The sequence below is a fragment of the Streptomyces sp. ICBB 8177 genome, assembly GCF_003144095.1.
Classification (GTDB): Bacteria; Actinomycetota; Actinomycetes; order Streptomycetales; family Streptomycetaceae; genus Streptantibioticus_D.
On the sequence record NZ_NSKH01000002.1, the window covers coordinates 503,248 to 523,381 of the forward strand.

Genomic DNA, 20,134 nt, shown 5'->3' on the forward strand with positions numbered 1-20,134 from the left:
CGCACCGCCGACCGGCTGGCGGCCGTAGGCCGGTTAGGCTCATCCCGCAAAGACGCAAAGACATCTCAGACCGCCGCCAGTCAGACTGAGCAGCTGAGCCAAGCAACACATCCTGAAGGAGATGCTCGTGCCGTCCATCGACGTCGTCGTAGCCCGGGAAATCCTCGACTCGCGAGGCAACCCCACCGTCGAGGTCGAGGTCGGCCTCGACGACGGCAGCACCGGTCGTGCCGCCGTCCCCTCCGGTGCCTCCACCGGTGCGTTCGAGGCCCTCGAACTCCGCGACGGCGACAAGTCCCGCTACGGCGGTAAGGGCGTGGAGAAGGCCGTGCTCGCCGTCATCGAGCAGATCGGCCCGGAGCTGGTCGGCTACGACGCCACCGAGCAGCGGTTGATCGACCAGGCGATGCTGGACCTGGACGCCACCCCGGACAAGTCCTCGCTGGGTGCCAACGCCATCCTCGGCGTCTCGCTGGCCGTCGCGCACGCCGCCTCCGAGGCCTCCGACCTGCCGCTGTTCCGCTACGTCGGCGGCCCCAACGCGCACGTGCTGCCGGTGCCGATGATGAACATCCTCAACGGCGGCAGCCACGCCGACTCCAACGTGGACATCCAGGAGTTCATGATCGCACCGATCGGCGCCGAGTCGTTCTCCGAGGCGCTGCGCTGGGGTGCCGAGGTCTACCACACCCTCAAGGGCGTACTGAAGGAGCGCGGCCTGTCCACCGGCCTCGGCGACGAGGGCGGCTTCGCGCCGAACCTGGACTCCAACCGCGAGGCGCTCGACCTGATCGTCGAGGCGATCAAGAAGGCCGGCTTCCAGCCCGGCCAGGACATCGCGCTCGCCCTGGACGTCGCCGCCTCCGAGTTCTACGAGGACGGCGCCTACGTCTTCGAGGGCAAGAACCGCACCGCCTCCGAGATGAGCGCCTACTACGGCGAGCTGGTGGCCGCCTACCCGCTGGTCTCCATCGAGGACCCGCTGCACGAGGAGGACTGGGACGGCTGGAAGACCATCACCGCCGAGCTCGGTGACAAGATCCAGATCGTCGGCGACGACCTGTTCGTCACCAACCCCGAGCGCCTCCAGCGCGGCATCGACAACGACACCGCCAACGCGCTGCTGGTCAAGGTGAACCAGATCGGTTCGCTCACCGAGACGCTGGACGCGGTGGAGCTGGCCCAGCGCAGCGGCTACAAGTGCATGATGTCGCACCGCTCGGGCGAGACCGAGGACGTCACCATCGCCGACCTGGCCGTCGCCACCAACTGCGGCCAGATCAAGACCGGCGCCCCGGCCCGCTCGGACCGCGTCGCCAAGTACAACCAGCTGCTGCGCATCGAGGAGATCCTCGACGACGCGGCCGTCTACGCGGGCCGCTCCGCGTTCCCGCGCTTCAAGGCGTGAGGCCCGGCTCTCCCGCGCTTGACGGCGTGAACCTCACGCCGTGATGCCGACGCGGCTGTCCCCGCACCCGGTCCCGGTACCGTGTGCGGGGACAGCCGTATGCGATGACGTGACCGACGAGGGGTGACAGACGTGGGCGCGGACCGCTTCCCGACCGCGGTGAGGCTGAAGGCCCTCGGCCAGCAGGCACAGGCCCGCGTCTACCGCGCCACCGGCCGGGCCCCCAGACGCGGCAGGCTCACCGGCCGCGCCGCCCTGCTCGCCCTCACCGTCTGCGCGCTGGTCGTGGCGCTGGCCTACCCGACCCGGCAGTACATCGCGCAGCGCTCGCAGATCGCCCAGCAGCGCAAGCAGGCCCAGCAGGCGAAGCTGCGGGTGGAACAGCTCAAGGAGCAGCAGGCCCGCTGGTCCGACCCGGACTACGTCAAGGCGCAGGCCAGGCAGCAGCTGCACTACGTCATGCCCGGCGAGACCGGGTACGTCATGCCGGGCGGCCAGGGCTCCGGCGCCTCGGGGGCCGCGTCCGGCTCCGCCGCGGGCAATCGCCCCTGGTACGAGAACCTCTGGGACGGCGTGGACTCCGCGGACTCCGGCCACTGAGCGCCACCCGCCCGCCGCCGTCGCGGGCCCGCCCCACCACCCACCGCAGAAACGAAGAGAAAGCCCACCGTGGACAACCCCCCGCCCCGCACCGAACCGACCCCACCCACCGAGGCCGACGTAGCCGCCATCGGCGAGCAGCTCGGCCGCGTGCCGCGGGGCCTGCGGGCCGTCGCGCACCGCTGCCCGTGCGGGCTGCCGGACGTCGTGGAGACCGCGCCGCGCCTGGAGGACGGCTCGCCGTTCCCGACGCTGTACTACCTGACCTGTCCGCGCGCCGCGTCCGCCATCGGCACGCTGGAGGCGGACGGTGTGATGAAGGAGATGACGGCGCGCCTCGCCGAGGACGCCGAGCTGGCCGACGCCTACCGCGGCGCCCACGAGGACTACCTCGCCCGCCGCGACGAAATCGAGGTGCTGGAGGGCTTTCCCAGCGCGGGCGGCATGCCCGACCGGGTCAAGTGCCTGCACGTCCTGGTCGGCCACTCGCTGGCGGCCGGCCCGGGGGTCAACCCGCTGGGCGACGAGGCGATCGCGATGCTGCCCGAGTGGTGGCGCAAGGGCCCGTGCGCCTGCACGGGAGCGGCGGGCACCGCCGAGGGCCCCAGGAGCACCGCTGACGCCGATGACACCGATGACGCGGAGGACACACGATGACCAGGGTCGCCGCGATCGACTGCGGCACGAACTCCATCCGCCTGCTGATCGCCGACGCCGACCCGGCGACCGGATCGCTGAAGGACATCGACCGCCGCATGCGCATCGTCCGCCTCGGGCAGGACGTCGACCGCACCGGCCGGTTCCACCCGCAGGCGCTGGAGCGCACGCTGCGCGCCTGCCGGGAGTACGGCGAGGTGATCCGGGAGCAGGGCGTGGAGCGCCTGCGGTTCGTGGCCACCTCGGCGACCCGGGACGCGGAGAACCGCGAGGAGTTCGTCAACGGCGTGGTCGACGCCCTCGGCGTGCGGCCCGAGGTGATCTCCGGCGCGCAGGAGGCCCGTTTCTCCTTCGACGGCGCCACCAAGGAACTGGCCGCCATGCCCAGCCTGGAACGCCCGTTCCTGGTGGTCGACATCGGCGGCGGCTCCACGGAGTTCGTGCTGGGCGACGACGCGGTGCGCGCCGCGGTCTCGGTGGACGTCGGGTGCGTGCGGATGACCGAACGCCACCTGACCGACGCCGACGGCCGGATCACCGACCCGCCCACCCGGCGGCAGATCGACGCCATACGGGCCGACGTGGAGGCCGCCCTCGACCTGGCCGCCGAGACCGTGCCGCTGCGCGAGGCCCGCACGATGGTGGGCCTGGCCGGTTCCGTGACCACGGTCGCCGGGCTCGCGATGGGCCTGGACGTCTACGAGTCGGCGGCCATCCACCACTCCCGCGTCACCCGCGGCCACGTCCAGCTGATCAGCGAACGGCTGCTGGCCTCCACCCACGAGGAACGCGCGAAGATGCGGGTCATCCACCCCGGCCGGGTCGACGTGATCGCCGCGGGCGCGCTCATCCTGCACACGATCATGGAGCGCACCGGAGCGCTGGAGGTCCTCGTCAGCGAGCACGACATCCTCGACGGCATCGCCTGGTCCGTGGCCTGACCGTTCCCTTCGGCGAACGCCTCCCCCTTCGGCGGACGCCTCCGGAGGGACGCCTCCGGAGCCGGGCCCTGCGGAGGCGTCGGGGAAGACCCGCCGGAAGGCGTTCGTACCGGCCGGAGCGGCACGTTCGTACGACGTCTGAGCAGGAGTTCGTTCGGCTGAGCGCCTTCGGGGCACCCGGCCCGCCCGGTCCCGGAAGAGTCTTCGTGAATTTCTTCACATGAAGTTCCCGCCCATCGGCGCACTTTCCGAGGCCACAAGGGGTCGTTCGGGCCCCAAAGCAGGGTTACGCGGCCTCAACACCCGTGTTTCAACAGGGTTGCACGGTCCCAGCGCGTCCGTCCTCTGCCCGGATCGTGGCTGCTCACGAGGGTCGTTCAACGCCCGCGCGGCCCCTGGGGTTCCTGCGCCGGGCTGTGGCCTCGATCACGAAATCGCGCAGTGTAGCAGAGCCCCTGCCGAACCTTGTGAAGGGGCTCACGAGGGTGGCCCTAGGGCGTGCTGGATACTCGAAGCCATGAGCACCACGGAGCGTCCACGGATCCTCGTAGTAGGCGGCGGTTACGTCGGCCTGTACGCGGCGCGCCGCATCCTGAAGAAGATGCGGTTCGGCGAGGCGACCGTCACGGTCGTCGACCCGCGCTCGTACATGACGTACCAGCCCTTCCTCCCCGAAGCTGCGGCCGGCAGCATCTCCCCGCGCCACGTCGTGGTCCCGCTGCGACGCGTGCTGCCCAAGGCGGAGGTCCTCACCGGCCGCGTCACCTCGGTCGACCAGGACCGCAAGGTGGCCGTGATCGAGCCGATCGTCGGCGAGGCGTACGAGCTGCCCTTCGACTACCTGGTCGTCGCCCTCGGCGCCGTCTCCCGCACCTTCCCGATCCCGGGTCTCGCCGAGAACGGCATCGGCATGAAGGGCGTCGAGGAGGCCGTCGACCTGCGCAACCACGTGCTGGAGCAGCTCGACCTGGCCGACTCCACGACCGATGAGGAGGTCCGCCGCAAGGCGCTGACCTTCGTCTTCGTCGGCGGCGGCTTCGCCGGCGCGGAGACCATCGGCGAGGTCGAGGACATGGCCCGCGACGCGTGCAAGTACTACACGAACGTCAAGCGCGAGGACATGCGGTTCATCCTCGTCGAGGCCGCCAACCGCATCCTCCCCGAGGTCGGTCCCGAGCTCGGCAAGTGGGGACTCGAGCACCTGCGCGAGCGCGGTATCGAGATCTACCTCGAGACCTCCATGACGTCGGCCGTCGACAAGCACGTGGTGCTCGCCAACGGACTCGAGGTCGACGCGTCCACCATCGTGTGGACCGCGGGCGTCAAGCCCAACCCGGCGCTGGCCAACTTCGGCCTGCCGCTCGGCCCGCGCGGCCACGTGGACACCGCGCCGACCCTCCAGGTCCAGGGCATGGACCACGTCTGGGCGGCCGGCGACAACGCCCAGGTGCCGGACCTGGCCTCGGGCGAGGGTGCCTGGTGCCCGCCGAACGCCCAGCACGCGCTGCGCCAGGCGAAGGTCCTCGGCGACAACGTGGTGTCCGGCATGCGCGGCTTCCCGCAGCACGAGTACCGCCACAAGAACATGGGCGCGGTCGCGGGCCTCGGCCTGCACAAGGGCGTCGCCCTGCTCTTCGGCAAGATCAAGCTGCGCGGCCGGCTGGCCTGGTACTGCCACCGTGGCTACCACGGCATGGCGGTCCCGACCTTCAACCGCAAGTTCCGGGTGCTCGCCGACTGGACGCTGGCGATGTTCCTCAAGCGCGACGTGGTCGCGCTGGGCGCGCTGGAGAACCCCCGCGAGGAGTTCTACGGCGCCGCCGCCCCGGTGACCGCCGCCGCGGCCGCCAAGGCGAAGGCCAAGGCCGCCGAGCAGGCCGTCGAGGTCAAGTCCGGCGAGGCGGAGAAGGCCAAGGCCTCCTGACCGCCGCAAGGGCCCGCTGAACGCGGCGGACCCGCACTACCGACGCCGAGGGCGTCCGCCATCCGTGGGGCGGGCGCCCTCGGCGTTTTCGCGGTTCTGCCATGGTGGTATGCGCTTGCCGATCCGGGACTATTGACACGCCCGAATCAGTTCACGGTACAAGGAGTTGTTCAGCTTCAGGAGTCGCACAGGACCAGCCCCATCCGCTCGGATGACGTGCCCCTCAGGAGGTTCGCACCATGGCCGACGCCGCCGGACGGCTTGCCGCCCTCGCCGAAGGAGCCCTGGGGGCTCCGCCACCCGTCCGCGTCCGGGCCTGGGACGGCAGCGAGGCGGGCCCGCCGGACGGCCCGGTCCTGGTGGTGCGCAACCGCCGCGCGCTGCGCCGAGTGCTGTGGAAGCCGGGCGAGTTGGGGCTCGCGCGGGCCTGGGTGGCCGGCGACCTGGACGTCGAGGGCGACCTGTACGAGGCGCTGTCCCGGATGGCGGGCCTGGTGTGGGAACGAGGCGAGGGCGCCGGGGAGGGCCGGGCCGTCGCCGCGCTGTTCGCGGTACGGGTCCTGCGCGATCCGGAGATCCGCAGGCTCGCCCGTGAGGCGCTGACGCTCGCCGGGCCCGGGCTGCCGCCCGCGCCGCCGCCCGAGGAGGCACCGCGCCGTGGCGGCGCCCGGCACAGCCTCAGCCGCGACCGGGACGCGATCCACCACCACTACGACGTCGGCAACGCCTTCTACGAGCACGTGCTCGGGCCCTCGATGGTCTACTCGTGCGCGTACTGGAAACCCGCCGCGGGCACGCTGGAGCAGGCGCAGGAGGCCAAACTCGACCTGGTCTGCCGCAAGTTGGCGCTCCGCGAGGGGCAGCGGCTGCTGGACGTGGGCTGCGGCTGGGGCTCGATGGTGCTGCACGCCGCGCGGCACTACGGGGTGCGGGCGGTCGGCATCACCCTGTCCTCCGAGCAGGCCGCGTACGCCCGCAAGCGGGTCGCGGAGGAAGGGCTGACCGACCGGATCGAGATCCGCGTCCAGGACTACCGCCGGGTCGCGGACGGCCCCTACGACGCGATCTCGTCCATCGGAATGGCCGAACACGTGGGCTCCGCGCGGTACCTGGAGTACGCGCGCACGCTGTACGGGCTGCTGGCGCCGGGGGGCAGGCTGCTCAACCACCAGATCGCACGGCGGCCGCTGGCACACGAGGAGGCGTACCGCGTCGACGAGTTCATCGACCGCTACGTCTTCCCCGACGGGGAACTGGCGCCGGTCGGCACGACGGTGTCGCTGCTGGAGCAGGCGGGGTTCGAGGTGCGCGACCTCGAATCGCTGCGGGAGCACTACGCGTTGACGCTGCGGCGGTGGGTGGCGAACCTGGAGGACCACTGGGACGAGGCGGTGCGCCTCACCTCCCCCGGCCGGGCCCGCGTCTGGCGCCTCTACATGGCCGCCTCCGCCCTCGCCTTCGAACGCAACCGCATCGGAGTCAACCAGGTCCTCGCCATCCGCCCGGGCCCGGACGGGGCGTCGGGGATGGGGCGAACGCGGGGGGAGTGGACGGAGTAGTCCCCGCTGCGGCGGCTCGTTCACGTGGGGACCGTTTTCCCGCCTGCCCGCGCATGGGGTGAGCGGGGCGGGCCGGCCTGGTTCGGGGTGCGCGGCTCGTTCGTGTGCGGGCCGTTTTCCCACCCACCCGCCCATGGGATGCGTGGGCGGGCGGGGCCGAGTGTGAGCGGGGCGGCTTGCCCGATTCGGGGTCTGCGGCTCGCTCGTCTGCGGACCGTTTTCCCATCCGCCCTCATTGGCCTCTGGACGAAGCGGAGTTGGGAGGCGCGGAGGCGGGTTGGTGCGGCGCGTCGGACTGGCGGGTCCTGCGCCGGGGGCTGGGGCCCGTACCCCCACCGGGGGAAAGGGCGGGTGGGTGGGGGAGAACAAGCTCAACCCCCACCCACCCCGCGTCCCCCTACTCCGTCTTGATCGACTCCAGGATGTCCATCCGCCCCGCCCGCCGTGCGGGCCAGGCCGCTGCCAGGAGGCCCACCATGGCCGCCAGGGCCAGGAAGACCGCGATCCGGGTCCAGGGGAGGACCATCGCGTAGCCGGGGACGCTGCCGGAGATGGACTCGCCGGTCGCCCAGGCCACGAACAGGCCCAGGACGATGCCCGTCGCCGCGCCGAACAGCGAGATCACGACCGCCTCCAGGCGGATCATGCCCTTCACCCGGCGCCGGTCGAGGCCGACCGCCCGCAGCATGCCGATCTCCCGCCTGCGTTCGAAGACCGACATCGCGAGGGTGTTGACGACCCCGAGGACCGCGATGACCAGCGACATGCCCAGTAGCCCGTACAGGATCGACAGCATGTCGTTGACCATGCCGCCGAACTTGTCGCGGATGCCCTGCTGGTCCATGACGGAGATCGCCGGGTTGTCGCCCAGCGCGTCGGTGATGGCCTGGCTGGTCGCCGCGCTCGCGCCGTTCGCCGTCCTGACCAGGACGACCTGGATCTCCGGCTTCGTGACGTGCGGCGCCAGCATCGACCGCGGCATGACCACGTCGGACAGCGCGAGGTTGTCGCCGTAGGTGCCGCCGACCGTGACCTCGGCGTGCGTGCCGTCCGGGTAGTCGGCCTGGACGGTGTCGCCGACCTTCCAGCCGTGCTCCTCGGCCACCTTGTCCTGGACCAGCACCTTCCCCTGCGCCAGCGCCGAGCGCGAGCCGGTCACCGTGTCGATGCGCACGGTGCGGGTGAGGCCGCCCGGGTCGGCGGCGGTCACGGCGGTGAAGTGGCCGTCGAGCGTGAAGTCCGCGTGCTGCACGGCCGTCGCGTCGGTCACGCCGGGCACCTTGGCGATCTCCCGGGCCACCGAGCCGTCCAGCGGCGTCCCGTTGGCCATCTGGACCATGTAGTCCGCGGAGAGGTTGTCCACCGTGGTCTTGTCGATCGCCCGGCCCAGCGACAGCCCGAGCACCGTCATCCCGGTGATCAGGGACAGGCCGATGGCCAGGGCGGACGCGGTGGCCGCGGTGCGGCGCGGGTTGCGGCGGGCGTTGCGCGCGGCGAGGTTGCCCGAGACCCCGAACACCCGCGCCAGCAGCGGCCGCACGGCGGCGATCACCGGCTGCGACAGCAGTGGCGTCAGCACGATCACGCCGGTCAGCAGCACGGCAGCGCCGCCGCCGACCGTCCAGCGGCCGCCCGAGCCGCCCCTGGCGCCGCCCGTCAGCACCATCGCCACGCCCACGGCGGTCAGCAGGCCGCCGAAGCTGTTGCGCAGCACCAGGGACTTGGTGGGCGCGGGCAGGTCCGCGCTGCTCATCGCGGCGACCGGCGGGATCTTCGCGGCCCGGCGGGCCGGCAGCCACGCGGCGAGGACGGTGATCAGCACGCCCACCGCGAACGCCACGACCACCGTGGACGGCGCGACGACCAGCGGTCCGCCCGGCACCTTGGCGCCGAACGAGGACATCGCGGAGCGCAGCGCCACCGCGATGCCGACGCCGGCCACGAAGCCGCCCGCCGACGCGGCGACACCGACGACCAGTGCCTCGGTCAGCACAGAGCGGGTGATCTGGCGGCGGCTCGCGCCGAGCGCCCGCATCAGGGCGAGTTCCCTGGTGCGCTGGGCGACCAGCATGGTGAAGGTGTTGGCGATCAGGAAGACGCCGACGAACAGCGCGATGCCCGCGAAGGCGAGCAGCATGGTGCTCAGCGAGCTGAACTGGTGCTCGATGTCCTTCGACTGCTGGTCGGCGAGCTGCTGACCGGTCTGCGCGACGGCGCTGGAGTCCTTCGGCAGCAGTGGGGTGATCTCGTTCAGCAGCGTGTTCTGGGAGGCGCCCGGCTTCGCGGTGACGGTGACGTCCTTGAAGTGGTCCGGTGCCAGGTAGAGGGACTGCGCGCTCGCGGTGTCGAAGAGCACCAGCGAGCCGCCCGCGCTCACCGAGCCGTCGTCGGTGGTGAACACGCCGGTGACGGTGTACGTGCGCACGGGCCCGTTGGTGGCGACGCGGGCGGTGGAGCCGACGTGGAAGCCGCCCTTGCGCGCGGTGTCCTGGTCGAGCGCGATCTGCCCGGCGCGGGTCGGCCCGGTGCCGGAGACGAAGGCGTAGCGCGGGTCCTTGCCGTCCTTGCCGGGGGCGAAGTTGGCGCCGGTGTTGGACCAGCCGTTGCCGATCAGCTTGCCCTTGGCGTCGGCGACGCCCGCGAAGCCGTCCACCCGGCCGGTGGCCGTCGCGACGCCGGGCAGCGCGGCGATGTGCTGGACGGTGGCCGCGCTGACGCCCAGGTCGCGGTGCCCGTCGCCGCCGGAGCCGTCCGGGTCGGGGTAACTGGTGATGCCGACGGCGGTGTCGGCGTAGCTGGTGGCGGCCTGGTTCTTGTAGGCGGTGCCGATGGTGTCGGTGAAGACCAGGGTGCCGGAGACGAAGGCCACGCCGAGCAGTACGGCGAGCAGGGTCATCAGCAGCCTGGCCTTGTGCGCGAAGACGTTGCGCACGGCGGTACGGAACATGTGGCGGGTCCTGGGGCTGGAAGGTGAAACGGTTCGGCGCGAGGTCGTCGCGGGGCGGGCGGCGCGTCGGGCGGCGCCGGGCGTCAGCTGGTGCGGCCCTTGGCGTCGAAGCGCTTCATCAGGTCCAGGACGGCGTCCGCGGTGGGGGAGCGCAGCTCGTCGACGAGGCGGCCGTCGGCGAGGAAGACGACGCGATCGGCGTACGAGGCGGCCACCGCGTCGTGGGTGACCATCACCACGGTCTGGCCCAGCTCGCGCACCGAGTTGCGCAGGAAGCCCAGGACTTCGGCGCCGGAGCGGGAGTCGAGGTTGCCGGTCGGTTCGTCGGCGAAGATGATCTCCGGCTGGGCGGCGAGCGCGCGGGCGACCGCGACGCGCTGCTGCTGGCCGCCGGACAACTGGGCCGGGCGGTGCTTGAGGCGCCCCGACAGGCCGACCGTCTCGATGACGTTGTCCAGCCAGGCCTTGTCGGGCCTGCGGCCCGCGATGTCCATCGGGAGGGTGATGTTCTCCAGGGCGGTCAGCGTCGGCAGCAGGTTGAACGCCTGGAAGACGAAGCCGACCTTGTCCCTGCGCAGCCGGGTGAGCTGCTTGTCCTTGAGCGACGACAGCTCGGTGTCGCCTATCCGGGCCGAGCCGGAGGAGACCGAGTCCAGTCCGGCCATGCAGTGCATCAGCGTGGACTTGCCGGAACCCGACGGACCCATGATCGCGGTGAACTCGCCCCGGCGGAACTCGGTGGAGACCCGGTCCAGGGCGACCACGCGGGTCTCGCCCTGCCCGTAGACCTTGCTGAGGTCCGTCGCGCTCGCCGCCACCGCGGCGGCACGCTGGCCGGTACGGGTGCCGGAGGGGGTGGAGGTGGTCACGGGTGGCTCTCCTGCCTGTCGGGCCGGTGGACGATGGGATCAATCCTCCCGGCCGGACGGCACCGCAGGATCAGCCCGTGTCCTGGTTCCGGCGACAGTCTCGGGAGGTACGCGTTCGCCTCGGGTCATCCTCAGGTATGACGCGGGTGCGAAGGCGTAGGACGGTGTGCGGGGGCGCGGGGAAGGTGGTGCTTCCCGGGTGTTTCGCGCGGTGCGCGCGGTCGGACCGGCGGGGGCCGCTCGGGGAGGGTCGGCGAATTCCCGTCATTCGCCCCGGGCGTGATCCCCGGTACCGACGGCGCGTGGAACACGAATGCGCGCCGGTCCGGATAAGTACCAGGGCAATCGCCCGGTTCTGACGGGGCGTCAGCTGGCCCTAAAATCAGACAACATGGGGTCGACTTTCACCTGTTCGGAGGCTGAATCCGGGCTAGGATTCCGCTGCCCCCTGTGGCCTCCCGCTGCCTTCGCGCGGGTCGCGTGGCCTGCCCGGATGGTGGAATGCAGACACGGTGAGCTTAAACCTCACTGGCCTTCGGGTCGTGCCGGTTCAAGTCCGGCTCCGGGCACTTCCCTTCGACTGCGGATGACCGCAGGAGAAGGTCGGCCGGTTTCTTGTCCATTATTCAATTAGTGGCCGCAGTGCTTTTACGCGCTTATGGCGATCGGTCCACGTCGCCTTCTCCGGCGGCCACCCCCCTCCTGCGATCGCCCGCGACACGGCGACGGGCCCCCGGGGCGGCGGCGGTTTGCCGCTCCCGAGGGCCCGTCGAAGCGGCCCGGGAGTGTGGATCACAGCAGTTTGCGGGCGGCCCGGCGCAGGTCGTACTCGTGGACGATCGCCTTGGCGTGACCGTAGGAGAGCCCTTCGTGCTCCCTGCGGAGCCAGTTCACCTTCTCGTCGAAGCGGAGGAGCGCGGGGCCCTCGTCGAGGGCGTGGAGCCAGTCGCCGACCTCGCGGCCGGTGCACTGGGGGATGCGGGAGAGCAGGTTCCGGTGGGTTTCCTCGGAGAAGGTCATTTGGGACATCGGCGCCTCCGGTGTGCGTTCCGTTACCCCACCGTGCCCTAGTGGTTGGGCGTTGGCAACCGTCCCAGGCGTGCGGCGGCCGGCATGCGCCCGTATAAGGTCGCCCCATGTCCGACCGCACGCCCCTGGACGCCGCCGTGGAGCGGCTGGCCGACCGCTTCCGTGCCCTGCCGGCCAGCCGCCTGACCCGGGTCGCGGCCGACGGCCTCACCCTGGTCCGGGAGCTGTCGACCGCCGCTCAACGGCTCGAACGCCCCGGTGCGCGGCCGTTGTTGCCGCCGGACGACGGGATGTACGTGATCGGCGACCAGCTCGCGGTCGTTGGCCACGACCTGGCCGCGGCGCTGGCCGAGGCGGGGGACGAGGGCGACGAGGTGCTCGACTGGGCGCTGCGGAAGGTGGCGGAGCTCGACCGCCGGTTGTGACCGCTCCCGGCTACCGGATCAGAGCGAGGTGACCACACGGTCGGCGAGGATGAAGACGCTCTCCTCGCCGTAGGTGAACGTCAGCGCGTAGCCGCCGGAGACGCCAGAGCCGCCCAGCAGGACCGGGGCCTGTCCGCGTTCCAGCGCGTCGACGAGTCGTTCCGCGGTCTCGCGGTGCCCGGGGGTGAGGCACAGCGTGGTGCCGTCGGCGAAGACGTACAGGTCCAGGGTGCCCAGCGGGCCGGGCCTGACGTCGGCGAGCGGCGTGGCGGCCTCCGCCAGCTCCGCCAGCCTGGCGACGGTCTGCTCCGGGTCGGCGACCGCGGGAACGGGCACGAAGTCGGGGTCGGAGGGGTGGCGGCGCGAGCGCGGCGCGGCGTCGGGGGTGTCCGTCAGGTCCGGCAGGCTCAGCGGGAAGTCCACCGGGCGCGGCAGGAACGGCATCGCCTCGTACTCGGCGAAGTCGGTGAACTCCGGGCCCACCCCGTCCAGCACCGGCGCGTCGGCGGCCTCCCTGGCCTCCTGGGCGGCCCAGAAGGCGCGGGCCTCGGCGAGTTCGCGCTCGCGCTCGTCGGCCAGCGCCTCGGCGACCGCCGTGCGTATCTCCTCGCCCTGCGGCGCGGGCCGGGCGCCCGGCACCAGCCCGGCCGACGCGGCGGTCACCAGGTCGGCGACGTCCGCGCGGTGCTCGGCCAGCTCGCCGCGCAGGGCGACGACCTGGCGGTGCAGACCGCGTACGGCGAGCAGGGCGATCGACCCCACGGCCACGGCCGCGGCCGCGACGAGCAGCGTGACGATGGTGACAGAGCTGATGGCGCTCACTGAGGCACTCCCGGGCGGTGTGGAGGGCGGCTGCTTTTCTCCCCACCACACACTCTGCCTTGAAACCCTTGGCCTTCGCAGTGCGGAATGTCACGAAAAGTACAGGTCCGGGCGGCTGGTCTGTTCCCGAGGTGGCCCGGCGCTATGGATGTGACCTGCGCAAACGCCGATCCCCCAGGCCGGGTCACAGCCTGGGGGATCTTAGGTTTCGATTCAGATCTCACTCTGTGTTCGATTTTCACGGCCGGGGGTGCGGGGGTTGACGAGCCCGCGCGGCGGCCGCCGCGGCACCCGGAAGGGCGCCAGGCCGGCTCGGCTCAGCTCAGGCGCTCGATGACCATCGCCATGCCCTGACCGCCGCCGACGCACATGGTCTCCAGGCCGAACTGCTTGTCGTGCCACTGGAGGGAGTTGATCAGCGTGGTGGTGACGCGGGCGCCGGTCATGCCGAAGGGGTGGCCGACGGCGATCGCGCCGCCGTTGACGTTGAGCTTGTCCAGGTCGATGCCGAGGTCCCGGTAGGACGGGATGACCTGGGCGGCGAACGCCTCGTTGATCTCGACCAGGTCGATGTCGCCGATGGTCAGGCCGGCCCTCTTGAGCGCCTGCTTGCTCGCCTCGACCGGGCCGTAGCCCATGATCTCGGGGGACAGGCCGGAGACGCCGGTGGAGACCACCCGGGCCAGCGGGGTCAGGCCCAGCTCGCGTGCCTTGGTGTCGGACATGACCACCAGGGCGGCGGCGCCGTCGTTGAGCGGGCAGCAGTTGCCCGCGGTCACCCGGCCGTCGGGGCGGAAGACCGGCTTGAGGCCCTGTACGCCCTCCAGCGTCACGCCCGCACGCGGTCCGTCGTCCTGCGAGACCACGGTGCCGTCGGGCAGCGTGACCGGGGTGATCTCGCGCTGCCAGAAGCCGTCCGCGATCGCCTTCTCCGCGAGGTTCTGCGACCGGACGCCGAACTCGTCCATCTCCTCGCGGGTGACGCCCTTGTAGCGGGCCAGGTTCTCCGCGGTCTGGCCCATCGCGATGTAGGCGTCCGGCACCAGGCCGTCCTCGCGCGGGTCGTGCCAGTCCTCGCCGCCCTGCTCGGCGCGGGCCGCGGTACGGGCCTCGGCGTCGGCGAACAGCGGGTTGTGGGTGTCGGGCATGCCGTCCGAGGTGCCCTTGACGCTGCGCGAGACGGTCTCGACACCGGCCGAGATGAACACGTCGCCCTCGCCCGCCTTGATCGCGTGCAGCGCCATGCGGGTGGTCTGGAGCGAGGAGGAGCAGTAACGGGTGACGGTGCAGCCCGGCAGGTGGTCCATGCCCATCTGCACGGCGACGATCCGGCCCAGGTTGTGCCCCTGCTCGCCGCCCGGCAGGCCGCAGCCCAGCATCAGGTCGTCGATCTCGCGCGGGTCGAGCTCGGGCACCTTGGCCAGCGCGGCCTGGATGATCGTGGCCGTCAGGTCGTCCGGACGCAGGTCCTTCAGCGATCCCTTGAAGGCGCGCCCGATCGGCGACCGGGCGGCAGAGACGATTACGGCTTCGGGCATCGCGTTCTCCGTTGTCCGTTGGAGCGGGTGGAATGGGTGCCGGTGGAGCGGGTGCCGGGCGGGCCCAGAGTGAAGCTACCTGCGCGTACCGCACGGGTCACGGCCTGGGCACTGTGACACCCGCCTCTTTCCTAAGCGTACGCTTAGCCCCGCGGCACCGGGAGTTCCTTCCCGCGGCGCGTGCCCCGGGATCCTCGATCCCCGTCGGCCCTCACGCGCTCCGGCCCGTAGGCACCGGTGTCGACTCCGTTTCGCCGGCACCGGCTTCGCCCCGTCCCTCAGTCCCGCCGGCCCCCCGTGCTCACCGCTCCCGTGCGGGTCGGCGTCGGAGTGGGCGGCTGGGTCGCCGCGCCCCGGCGGAGGACGGCCCACCTGGGCCTGCGGCCGGGCAGGGCCGTGGCGCCGCCCGCGGTGACCTCCGTGCCGCCCTGGGCCGCCGCCTCGGCCGCCGCCACCGCGACCGGCAGGGCCGTCGGGGTCTGGCCCTCCTCCGGCCACAGGCCGAGGGCCGAGCACAGGGTGGGCAGGACCGCCATCGCCGCCGTGGCGTAGCCCGCCGCCGACGGGTGGTAGTTGTCGGGGCCGAACATCTCGCGCGGGCTCGCCTCGAACTCCGGGCCCAGCAGCTGCCCCAGCGACACCGTGCGCCCGCCCAGCTCGACCACCGCTATCGTCTGCGCCGCCGCCAGCTGCCTGCTCAGCCGCCGCGCGACCCAGCGCAGCGGCTGGTAGACCGGCTCGATCGTGCCCAGATCGGGACAGGTGCCGACGACCACCCGGGCGCCCGCGTCGTGCAGCCGCCCCACCGCCGACGCCAGGTACCGCACCGACAGCGTCAGCGGCATCCGGCGCGTGACGTCGTTGGCGCCGATCATGATCACGCACACGTCCGGCGCCGGCGCCGGGCCGTCCAGCAGCAGGGAGACCTGCCGTTCCAGGTCGTCGGACTGCGCGCCCGGCAGCGCCACGTTCACCAGGTCCACCGGCCGCTCGGCGACCGCCGCGAGCCCCGCCGCCAGCAGCGCCCCCGGCGTCTCCCGGGCCCGCCGCACGCCCTGCCCGGCCGCCGTCGAGTCACCCAGGAAGGCCAGCCGGACCGGTGGCTCGTCCGCGCCGAACTCGGTCCCGTACCGCCCGTCGGCGACCGGGGGAAGATCCTCGCAGCCGCCGACGACCCGCCGGGCCAGCCGGACCTCCGTCAGCAGCAGCCCGACCGCCGCGCCGCCCAGCAGACCGATCCCGCCGCCCCCGTAGGCCGCCGCGGTCGCGATCCGCCGTGCCACCCTCGCCCTCGACATGGACATGGCTCCCCGTCCTTCCGGCCCTCGCGACGTCGCGCATCTACGCGCGTTCCCGCTCGGCACGAAGTCCTAACAAGCTGTTGCCCGCTATGGGCCACCGTGCAACGCGTCCCTCGAGGCCCGCTTGCGCATAGGCTTTCGACCACACACAGGGAAACATCCGGAGGACGTCGTGCAGTTCCACGACTCGATGATCAGTCTCGTCGGCAACACCCCGCTGGTGAGGCTCAACAGCGTCACGGCCGGCATCCGGGCCACGGTGCTGGTCAAGGTCGAGTACTTCAACCCCGGCGGGTCGGTCAAGGACCGCATCGCGCTGCGCATGATCGAGGCCGCCGAGCAGTCCGGCGAGCTCAAGCCCGGCGGCACCATCGTCGAGCCCACCTCGGGCAACACCGGCGTCGGCCTGGCGATCGTGGCCCAGCAGAAGGGCTACCGCTGCATCTTCGTCTGCCCGGACAAGGTCTCCACGGACAAGATCAACGTGCTGCGGGCCTACGGCGCCGAGGTCGTGGTCTGCCCCACGGCCGTCGACCCCGAGCATCCCGACTCGTACTACAACGTCTCCGACCGCCTGGTGCGCGAGACGCCGGGCGCCTGGAAGCCCGACCAGTACAGCAACCCCAACAACCCGCGCTCCCACTACGAGACCACCGGTCCCGAGCTGTGGCGGCAGACGGAGGGGAAGATCACCCACTTCGTGGCGGGCATCGGCACCGGCGGCACCATCTCCGGCACCGGCAACTACCTCAAGGAGGTCTCCGAGGGCCGGGTCAAGGTCGTCGGCGCGGACCCCGAGGGCTCGGTCTACTCCGGCGGCTCCGGCCGCCCCTACCTGGTCGAGGGCGTCGGCGAGGACTTCTGGCCGACCGCCTACGACCGCAACGTCACGGACGAGATCATCGCGGTCTCCGACAAGGACTCCTTCCAGATGACCCGCCGCCTCGCCAAGGAGGAGGGCCTGCTGGTGGGCGGCTCCTGCGGCATGGCGGTCGTGGCCGGCCTGCGGGTCGCCGAGCGGCTCGGCCCCGACGACGTGGTGGTCGTCCTGCTGCCGGACAGCGGCCGCGGCTACCTCAGCAAGATCTTCAACGACGAGTGGATGGCCGACTACGGCTTCCTCGCCGACGACAGCCAGCGCGAGACCGTCGCCGACGTGCTGCTGGAGCGCAGCGGGGGCATCCCCGAGCTGGTCCACATGCACCCGGAGGAGACCGTCGGCGAGGCGATCGAGGTGCTGCGGGAGTACGGCGTCTCGCAGATGCCGATCGTCAAGCCCGGCGCGGGCCACCCCGACGTGATGGCCGCCGAGGTCGTCGGCTCGGTGGTGGAACGCGAGCTGCTCGACGCGCTGTTCACCCAGCGCGCCCAGCTCACCGACCCGCTGGAGAAGCACATGAGCCCGTCCCTGCCGCTGGTCGGCTCGGGCGAGCCGGTCGCCGACCTGATGGCGGTCCTCAAGTCCGCCGACGCGGCGATCGTCCTGGTCGAGGGCAAGCCCAAGGGCGTCGTCAGCCGCCAGGACCTGCTGACGTTCCTGGCGAAGGACAAGTAGGGCGGCCGCCCGGCATGGGTGCTCGCGCGCGTGTCGCGGGAACGGTACGTTCGCGACACGCGCGCGCAGCACGGGCTTAACACGCCTCCGGCACAGTGGAACGCGTCGGCGAGGGCCGACTACTGGCAGCGGGGACGGACGGAGCGGCTCCCGGACCTCCCGCGACTGCCCCGGGCACGCGCCGGACCCCTGACGTCCGGCCGGTGTGCCCCGGTGGGGACCGCCGTCGTCCCGCCCCTGGCGCTGCCGGGGTGCGGCGGTCCCCGCCCACAAGCCTCAGAAGTCGGCGTGGCGCCGTTCGTCCGCCGCCTGCGCCCGGCGCTCCTGGAGCGAACTGCCCAGCGAGTGCGCCACGTTGACGCCCACGATGCCCGCCCACGTGACGAGCAGCCCGGGCAGGTGCGCGTTGACCGCGCCGATCGCGGACAGCGGGATGGCGAAGGCCATCGAGACCACCGCCAGGCCCAGCCTGCGGCGGCCCGGGTCGAGGATGCCGTCGGGGCGGGGGCGCTGGGCCGGGCCGCCGTGGGTGGCGACGCGGGCGCCCGCGGTCTGCTGCTGGGCCAGTTCACGACGGACCCGGCGCTCGACCTCGCTGTCGAGCCGCTGGGCCGCCTTGTCCAGGAACGAGTCGATCAGTTCGGACTCGTACTCCGGGCCGAGGTCCTTGCGGGCCTGGAGCGTGGCGTTGAGCTCCTTGGTGAGCTCCGGGTCTGACGCGGTCATGATGGTCACGGTAGGTCCGCGCCGGGCGTCCGCGCATTGGGGCTAACCCCCGGATCGCCCGGGGGCGGGCTCCTCCCCGAGGAGGATCGCGCCGGTTTCGCACCGACCGGGACGGAAGGGGTGTGTACGGTCGCGACCACGAGCACGAGCGCACCACGAGGGGGAGAGCGATGGAGCTGCTGACCGCCCTGTCCGCGCCGGAGCGGGACCGGAGGGACGCCGTGACGGTCGACGGGCGTTCGCTGTCGTACGAGGAACTGGTGGGCGCCGCGTCCGCCGTCGCCTCGCGCGTCGCCGGCGCCCCGGCGGTCGCCGTGCACGCCGCACCCGCGCTGGAGACGGTGATCGCGGTCGTGGGCGGGCTGATGGCGGGCGTGCGGATGGTGCCGGTGCCGCCGGACGCGGGCACGGCGGAACGCGCGCACATCCTGCGCGACTCGGGCGCCACGCTGGTCCTGCGGGCGGCGCGGGACGCCGGTACCGGGGCGTACGAGGGGATCGAGACCGTTCCCGTACGCCCGGACGACCGGGGGCGCTTCCACTCGTCGCCGGTTGACGCCGGTGCGATCGCGCTCACGCTCTACACCTCCGGCACCACCGGCGCCCCCAAGGGCGTGCAGGTCTCCCGCCGTGCCGTCGCCGCCGACCTGGACGCGCTGGCCGACGCCTGGGCGTGGAGCGCGCAGGACACGCTGGTGCACGGCCTGCCGCTGTTCCACGTGCATGGCCTCGTGCTGGGCGTGCTGGGCGCGTTGCGCACCGGCAGCCGCCTGGTGCACACCGGACGCCCGACCCCGCAGGCGTACGCGGCGGCGGGCGGGACGCTGTACTTCGGCGTGCCGACGGTCTGGTCCCGCGTGGTGCGCGAGCCGGAGGCGGCCAGGGCGCTGGCGTCGGCGCGGCTGCTGGTCTCGGGCAGCGCACCGCTGCCCGAGCCGGTCTTCCGTGATCTGACGGCCCTCACCGGCCGGTCCCCGGTGGAGCGTTACGGCATGACGGAGACCCTGATCACGGTGTCCGCCCGGGCCGACGGCGAGCGGCGTCCCGCGTGCGTGGGGCGACCGGTGGCGGGGGTGGCCACCCGGCTGGTCGCCGAGGACGGTTCGCCGGTGCCGTACGACGGGGCGACCGTGGGAGAGCTGCTGGTGGGCGGGCCCACGCTCTTCGACGGCTACCTCGGGCGGCCGGAGGCGACGCGGGCGGCGCTCACCGACGACGGCTTCTTCCGCACCGGGGACATGGCCGTCGTCGAGCCGGACGGCACCCATCGCATCGTGGGCCGCGCCTCGACCGACCTGATCAAGTCCGGCGGCTACCGCGTCGGCGCGGGCGAGGTGGAGAGCGCGCTGCTCGACCACCCGGCGGTCGCCGAGGCCGCGGTGGTCGGCGCCCCGCACCCGGACCTCGGCCAGCAGATCGTGGCGTACGTCGTCGCCGACGGGGTGACCGAGGGCGAGCTGGTCGACTTCGTGGCGGGCAGGCTGTCGGCGCACAAGCGGCCCCGGGTGGTCCGCTTCCTCGACGCCCTGCCGCGCAACGCGATGGGCAAGCCGGTCAAGAAACTGCTGCCGCCGCTCTAGTGGCGACTGCTGCCTTCGTGGTAGTCGCCGGGCCCGGATCTCGTCCCCGAGGTGGATGCCGTACGACGGCTCGATCCCGTAGAACATAAACGGCGAAATACGGCGAACGGCCGGTCTCGTCACGGGTCGCAAGCGGAGGAAACCGGACGAACGGGGGTTCGGGAAATCAACTTGCCGGTCGGCAATTAAGCTTTCTACGATGCACGCGCAAGCCCACCAGCCGGCCGGGAGCTGACCCGGCCGGCGTCGCCGA

16 protein-coding genes and 1 tRNA gene are annotated in these 20,134 nt (G+C 72.3%); 10 read left to right on the forward strand and 7 right to left on the reverse strand.

The annotated features are described in order from the left end of the window. Positions 1 to 127: 127 nt before the first annotated feature. From eno to CK485_RS02675, 6 genes are all read left to right on the forward strand, one after another. A complete protein-coding gene (gene eno / locus CK485_RS02650) occupies positions 128 to 1,408 on the forward strand; it encodes a phosphopyruvate hydratase (protein WP_109446606.1) in 1,281 nt (426 codons plus the stop codon). A 132-nt stretch (positions 1,409 to 1,540) separates the two neighbouring features. Further along, positions 1,541 to 2,008: a septum formation initiator family protein gene (locus CK485_RS02655; protein WP_109446366.1), complete on the forward strand. Its 468-nt coding sequence runs from the start codon at positions 1,541 to 1,543 to the stop codon at positions 2,006 to 2,008. A gap of 69 nt (positions 2,009 to 2,077) precedes the next feature. Further along, positions 2,078 to 2,665 (forward strand): DUF501 domain-containing protein, encoded by a 588-nt coding sequence (locus CK485_RS02660; protein ID WP_109446368.1) that lies wholly within the window; start codon positions 2,078 to 2,080, stop codon positions 2,663 to 2,665. Next, complete coding sequence (locus CK485_RS02665) at positions 2,662 to 3,606, forward strand: Ppx/GppA phosphatase family protein (RefSeq protein WP_109446370.1); 945 nt, start codon at positions 2,662 to 2,664, stop codon at positions 3,604 to 3,606. Before CK485_RS02660 ends, CK485_RS02665 begins: the two co-directional genes overlap by 4 nt. Before the next feature lie 517 nt (positions 3,607 to 4,123). Then, positions 4,124 to 5,530, forward strand: coding sequence for an NAD(P)/FAD-dependent oxidoreductase (locus CK485_RS02670; protein WP_109446372.1), 1,407 nt, complete (start codon positions 4,124 to 4,126; stop codon positions 5,528 to 5,530). A gap of 239 nt (positions 5,531 to 5,769) precedes the next feature. Further along, a complete protein-coding gene (locus CK485_RS02675) occupies positions 5,770 to 7,089 on the forward strand; it encodes a cyclopropane-fatty-acyl-phospholipid synthase family protein (RefSeq protein WP_109446374.1) in 1,320 nt (439 codons plus the stop codon). A 397-nt stretch (positions 7,090 to 7,486) separates the two neighbouring features. On the opposite strand, the gene CK485_RS02680 is transcribed toward CK485_RS02675, so the two are convergent. Then, complete coding sequence (locus CK485_RS02680; RefSeq protein ID WP_109446376.1) at positions 7,487 to 10,036, reverse strand: FtsX-like permease family protein; 2,550 nt, start codon at positions 10,034 to 10,036, stop codon at positions 7,487 to 7,489. An 83-nt stretch (positions 10,037 to 10,119) separates the two neighbouring features. Next, the gene (locus tag CK485_RS02685) at positions 10,120 to 10,905 is read right to left on the reverse strand and encodes an ABC transporter ATP-binding protein (RefSeq protein ID WP_109446378.1); all 786 of its coding nucleotides are present in this window, start codon (positions 10,903 to 10,905) and stop codon (positions 10,120 to 10,122) included. 487 nt (positions 10,906 to 11,392) lie between these two features. Between CK485_RS02685 and CK485_RS02690 the strand changes: the two genes are divergently transcribed. Continuing rightward, positions 11,393 to 11,474: transfer RNA gene (locus tag CK485_RS02690), tRNA-Leu, on the forward strand. A gap of 223 nt (positions 11,475 to 11,697) precedes the next feature. On the opposite strand, the gene CK485_RS02695 is transcribed toward CK485_RS02690, so the two are convergent. Further along, positions 11,698 to 11,934, reverse strand: coding sequence for a DUF4287 domain-containing protein (locus CK485_RS02695; protein WP_109446380.1), 237 nt, complete (start codon positions 11,932 to 11,934; stop codon positions 11,698 to 11,700). A gap of 107 nt (positions 11,935 to 12,041) precedes the next feature. Between CK485_RS02695 and CK485_RS02700 the strand changes: the two genes are divergently transcribed. Then, positions 12,042 to 12,359, forward strand: a complete 318-nt coding sequence (locus tag CK485_RS02700) for a hypothetical protein (RefSeq protein ID WP_109446382.1) — start codon at positions 12,042 to 12,044, stop codon at positions 12,357 to 12,359. An 18-nt stretch (positions 12,360 to 12,377) separates the two neighbouring features. Here CK485_RS02700 and CK485_RS02705 read toward each other — a convergent pair whose 3' ends face one another. From CK485_RS02705 to CK485_RS02715, 3 genes are all read right to left on the reverse strand, one after another. After that, on the reverse strand, positions 12,378 to 13,172 hold the full coding sequence (locus tag CK485_RS02705) for a hypothetical protein (protein ID WP_109446608.1): 795 nt from the start codon (positions 13,170 to 13,172) through the stop codon (positions 12,378 to 12,380). A 326-nt stretch (positions 13,173 to 13,498) separates the two neighbouring features. Continuing rightward, positions 13,499 to 14,719 (reverse strand): acetyl-CoA C-acetyltransferase, encoded by a 1,221-nt coding sequence (locus CK485_RS02710; RefSeq protein ID WP_109446384.1) that lies wholly within the window; start codon positions 14,717 to 14,719, stop codon positions 13,499 to 13,501. A gap of 278 nt (positions 14,720 to 14,997) precedes the next feature. Beyond that, positions 14,998 to 16,023, reverse strand: a complete 1,026-nt coding sequence (locus CK485_RS02715; RefSeq protein ID WP_109446386.1) for an SGNH/GDSL hydrolase family protein — start codon at positions 16,021 to 16,023, stop codon at positions 14,998 to 15,000. A 169-nt stretch (positions 16,024 to 16,192) separates the two neighbouring features. Here CK485_RS02715 and CK485_RS02720 point away from each other — a divergent pair, with 169 nt between their 5' ends. Then, complete coding sequence (locus CK485_RS02720; protein WP_109446388.1) at positions 16,193 to 17,575, forward strand: cystathionine beta-synthase; 1,383 nt, start codon at positions 16,193 to 16,195, stop codon at positions 17,573 to 17,575. 276 nt (positions 17,576 to 17,851) lie between these two features. Here CK485_RS02720 and CK485_RS02725 read toward each other — a convergent pair whose 3' ends face one another. Further along, positions 17,852 to 18,301 (reverse strand): hypothetical protein, encoded by a 450-nt coding sequence (locus CK485_RS02725; RefSeq protein ID WP_109446610.1) that lies wholly within the window; start codon positions 18,299 to 18,301, stop codon positions 17,852 to 17,854. Between the two features lie 170 nt (positions 18,302 to 18,471). Here CK485_RS02725 and CK485_RS02730 point away from each other — a divergent pair, with 170 nt between their 5' ends. Further along, positions 18,472 to 19,881 (forward strand): AMP-binding protein, encoded by a 1,410-nt coding sequence (locus CK485_RS02730; protein WP_109446390.1) that lies wholly within the window; start codon positions 18,472 to 18,474, stop codon positions 19,879 to 19,881. Positions 19,882 to 20,134: the final 253 nt, after the last annotated feature.

Bases quoted from the DNA above. Each gene is read 5' to 3' on its own strand.
- CK485_RS02695 (WP_109446380.1), bottom strand. From the start codon at position 11,934: ATGTCCCAAATGACCTTCTCCGAGGAAACCCACCGGAACCTGCTCTCC.
- CK485_RS02665 (WP_109446370.1), top strand. From the start codon at position 2,662: ATGACCAGGGTCGCCGCGATCGACTGCGGCACGAACTCCATCCGCCTG.
- CK485_RS02700 (WP_109446382.1), top strand. From the start codon at position 12,042: ATGTCCGACCGCACGCCCCTGGACGCCGCCGTGGAGCGGCTGGCCGAC.
- CK485_RS02670 (WP_109446372.1), top strand. From the start codon at position 4,124: ATGAGCACCACGGAGCGTCCACGGATCCTCGTAGTAGGCGGCGGTTAC.
- CK485_RS02730 (WP_109446390.1), top strand. From the start codon at position 18,472: ATGGAGCTGCTGACCGCCCTGTCCGCGCCGGAGCGGGACCGGAGGGAC.
- CK485_RS02675 (WP_109446374.1), top strand. From the start codon at position 5,770: ATGGCCGACGCCGCCGGACGGCTTGCCGCCCTCGCCGAAGGAGCCCTG.
- CK485_RS02725 (WP_109446610.1), bottom strand. From the start codon at position 18,301: ATGACCGCGTCAGACCCGGAGCTCACCAAGGAGCTCAACGCCACGCTC.
- CK485_RS02710 (WP_109446384.1), bottom strand. From the start codon at position 14,719: ATGCCCGAAGCCGTAATCGTCTCTGCCGCCCGGTCGCCGATCGGGCGC.
- CK485_RS02715 (WP_109446386.1), bottom strand. From the start codon at position 16,023: ATGTCCATGTCGAGGGCGAGGGTGGCACGGCGGATCGCGACCGCGGCG.
- CK485_RS02680 (WP_109446376.1), bottom strand. From the start codon at position 10,036: ATGTTCCGTACCGCCGTGCGCAACGTCTTCGCGCACAAGGCCAGGCTG.